The sequence below is a fragment of the Ruminococcus sp. RTP21359st1_H3_RTP21359_211015 genome (assembly GCF_040909065.1).
Lineage (GTDB): Bacteria > Bacillota > Clostridia > Oscillospirales > Ruminococcaceae > Hominimerdicola > Hominimerdicola aceti.
In genome coordinates this window covers 1-3,674 of the sequence record NZ_JBDGDD010000064.1, presented here as the reverse complement: position 1 = coordinate 3,674, position 3,674 = coordinate 1, and the positions used below count along the sequence as shown (strand labels likewise).

The 3,674-nt window shown below is 38.5% G+C and carries 3 protein-coding genes; all 3 read left to right on the top strand.

The genetic code is table 11. The features are described 5' to 3' along the window. Positions 1 to 292: 292 nt before the first annotated feature. A complete protein-coding gene (locus AB5Z01_RS13550) occupies positions 293 to 1,234 on the top strand; it encodes a DUF2971 domain-containing protein (RefSeq protein WP_287216436.1) in 942 nt (313 codons plus the stop codon). A 164-nt stretch (positions 1,235 to 1,398) separates the two neighbouring features. Continuing rightward, positions 1,399 to 2,832 (top strand): ATP-binding protein, encoded by a 1,434-nt coding sequence (locus tag AB5Z01_RS13545; RefSeq protein WP_287216435.1) that lies wholly within the window; start codon positions 1,399 to 1,401, stop codon positions 2,830 to 2,832. 66 nt (positions 2,833 to 2,898) lie between these two features. After that, a complete protein-coding gene (locus tag AB5Z01_RS13540) occupies positions 2,899 to 3,498 on the top strand; it encodes a cyclase family protein (RefSeq protein WP_287216434.1) in 600 nt (199 codons plus the stop codon). The last annotated feature ends 176 nt before the right edge of the window (positions 3,499 to 3,674 follow it).

Sequence of the window (3,674 nt, the reverse complement as noted above, 5' to 3'; positions counted from 1 at the left end):
AATCTCAAACGGTATCTCGTCTGAAATATCACGAATTTCCTTGCCGATCTGCTCACAGTAGGCATAAGGCAAATTATCAGAAATATATTTTGTGATTTCTTCACTGCACCATTGCCATACACACAGAAAAATGCTATAATAAGGATAACAAATATTTCAAAGATTGTATTGAAGTTGGACTAAGTTATAAATCTTCTATGTTATGAGAATTAAGTGAAGTTACTGGATAGGTGGATCGCTGAATGTGAAGAGAATTTGATTTAACTATAAATGTAGGAAGTGGTGAAATGCTATGTGTATAAAAATCACAGAAAAAATACCTTTTGAAAACCAAGTTTATCATTATTGCAGCCTTGAAACATTTCGTCTTATTGTGGAGAACAAAGTTTTATTTATGTCAGGCTATCATTATATGAATGATAGTTCAGAAGAAAAATATTTTTTAGATGTTTTTGAGGAAGAAATGAAAAACTTATATGACGGTTTATCAGATGAAGAAAAAGCAAATATTGAAAGCGATGATTATATGAAAAAATATATGACGAGGCTTTCTGAATTATATGCTAATGTGTGCTTTATTTGTTGTTTTTCAAATATACGAGATGATTTAAACCAGTGGCGTGCTTATGGTGATGATGGTAAAGGTATATGTATAGGATTTGATAAATCATTTTTTGAAGGGTTGGTAAAAGAGGGATTTTTCGCTGAAAATGTAACTTATAAGGCAAAGGAAGAATTACACTCTTTTATTTCAGAAAAATTGATTTCAATAAAAAATGAGCATAGTTTGATAACAGACTCAGTTAAATTTACTCGTGAAGTAAAAATGCAAATAGGGCTTAAAAGAGCTAAAGTAAAAAATCCTGCTTTTTTAGCGGAAAATGAATTTCGAATTGGTTTATATGATTCATTAAGTGATGATGCTATAAAGCAATATGTATTTGATGATATACATATTGGAGCAAAGGGTTTGAAACAATATATGGGAAATATATATTATTTAGAAAATAATATAAAAATCTCTCCTGTTGATTATAGAACAAATAAAAATCGATTAATCCCTTACAGGAAACTTGAATTAGGCTCAGAACTATTTAAGGCCATAAAATCGGTGACTATAGGACCATTGTGTCAAGCCTCGCCTGTGGAACTTGCTAAATTTCTTGTATGCAAATGTGATAATTGTTTTTGTGGAATTGATACAATATACAAGTCTACATTAACCTACGTTTAACAGCCATTTATAAAGATTTTTGTACTCCCATATCAATTTATAAGCCATCACCTCATTTTATACGGCTTTTATTAGACTTTTATAAGACAAATTACAATTTTATAAGAAATTAATCTTGACAAATTCTAATAAAATCAGTATAATTATATTATGGAGGCGATAAAATGCTTGATAATGAACTTGTAGATATGGTGAAACAAATACAGCTTGTTCGCAGTGAAAGTAACAAGATAGAGATAAAAGCGGCAAATAAGGGCTGCCCTAAGGTGCGTGATTCGCTGTCCTCTTTTTCAAATCAGTCGGGCGGAGGCGTTATTATTTTCGGCGTAGATGAAAATGACGGCTACGCTGTCTGCGGAGTTTATGATGCGGCTGACCTTATGAAAAAGGTCGAGGCGCAGTGTCAGGAAATGACGCCTGTGATAAGACCGCTGTTTTCCGTTGCATCTATCGACGGCAAAACTGTCGTATCTGCCGAGATACAGGAGATTGATAATGCTGACAAACCCTGCTTTTACAGCGGTGTAGGCAGGCTGAAAGGCTCATATGTCAGGTCGGGCGACGCTGACAGACTTATGACGGAATATGAGGTTTACAGCTATGAGGCTTTCAAAAAAAGCATTCACGACGAGCTGAGAACTTGTGAAAGAGCCTTTACAAAGGACATTCAGACCAACGCATTCAAGCTTTATTTTGACCTGCTGAAAAACAAAAAGCCTAATCTTGCCGAGCTTTCAAATGAAGAAATATGCCGTCTGCAAGGTTTTACGGACGAGGGCAAACCGACTTTGGCAGGGATAATGCTTTTCTCAAACTACCCGCAGGCATTTTTTCCGCAGCTTTGCATAACGGCTGTGTCTGTGCCCGGAACTGAGATAAGCAGTATGGCAAGCGTCGGCGAACGTTTTATAGACAATCAGCGAATAGACGGAACACTTGTGCAGATGCTGAATGATGCTTTGGTGTTCGTGCGCAAAAATATGAAAACTGCGACTATCATAGACCCGAACACGGGCAAGCGGACGGACAAGACGGAGTATCCTGTAATTGCTATAAGAGAGCTTATCCTGAACGCTCTTATCCACAGAGATTACAGTATCCACACGGACACGACGCCTATAACCATAAAGATGTTCAGCGACCGTTTTGAGATAGAAAATCCCGGCGGACTTTACGGCAGAATGACCCTTGACAGATTGGGAAAAGTGTCTGCCGACACAAGAAACCCTAAGATAGCGGGTGCTATGGAGATACTCGGGGAAACTGAGAACAGATACAGCGGCATACCTACGATAATAAATGCAATGGAAGAAAGTGGTCTGCCTGCGCCGAAATTCGAGAGTGACAGAGGCGTATTCAAGGTGACGTTGTACAACAGCGCCGCCGAAAGCGTGCCGATAGACGGCATTGAAACTGAGATACTTGAGTTCTGCAAAACGCCGAGAAGCAGGAATGAGATAGCGGAGTTTTTCAATGGCAGAATGACGATCGCTTACGTTATGGAAAGGTACGTCAAGCCAATGATAGCAAGCGGCAGGCTTATTATGACGATACCTGAGAAGCCGAAGAGTAAGTATCAAAAGTTTTTGGCGAGGTGAGTGGAAAGGTAGAGTGGATAATTATGAATGGAAATACAAATCGGAAGTTGTGGAGGAGAATATGAAATGAAAATCTATGATATTTCTCAAGAGGTTTTCGGCTGTCAGGTATATCCAGGCGACCCGACACCGAAAAAAAGGGTGATTTCTTCAATGGAAAAAGGCGATTTGTATAACCTGACGGCTTTTAGTATGTGCGCTCACAACGGCACGCATATAGATGCGCCATTTCATTTTATCAAAGACGGAAAAACTGTAGATTCCGTAAGTTTAAATACATTTATAGGAATGGCTTATGTTGCAGAATATAATGGAATCGTTTCTGCCGATGATGCCACGGAAATACTTGAAAAAGCGAAAAAACAGAATTCAGAAGCGGCAAAGAGAATTCTTATCAAGGGAGATGCAGAGGTCTCTGCGGAAGCAGCTAAAGTGTTTGCTGAATCAAACATTTTACTGCTTGGTAATGAATCTCAAACTGTCGGTCCTGAAAATGCTCCGATGGAAGTACACCTTATCCTATTAGGAGCTGGCGCTGTATTGCTTGAAGGGATACGTTTAGCAGAAGTTTCAGAGGGAGTTTATTTCTTAAACGCAGCACCATTAAATCTATCAGGTGCGGACGGTTCGCCTTGCAGAGCTATACTGATCGCTGCTGAAAGATAAATTCCAACTTATAGATGTACAACAAAATTATTATCAACATAACAGCCACACCTCGTGCCGATTTGACAGCACAGAGTGTGGCTTGTTTTTTATGCGATCTGTAGGTTTGTCAATCATATTGGACACTATTATTAAGAAATTCGATAGGCGAAAACCATTTGAGGGGACGCATAGGA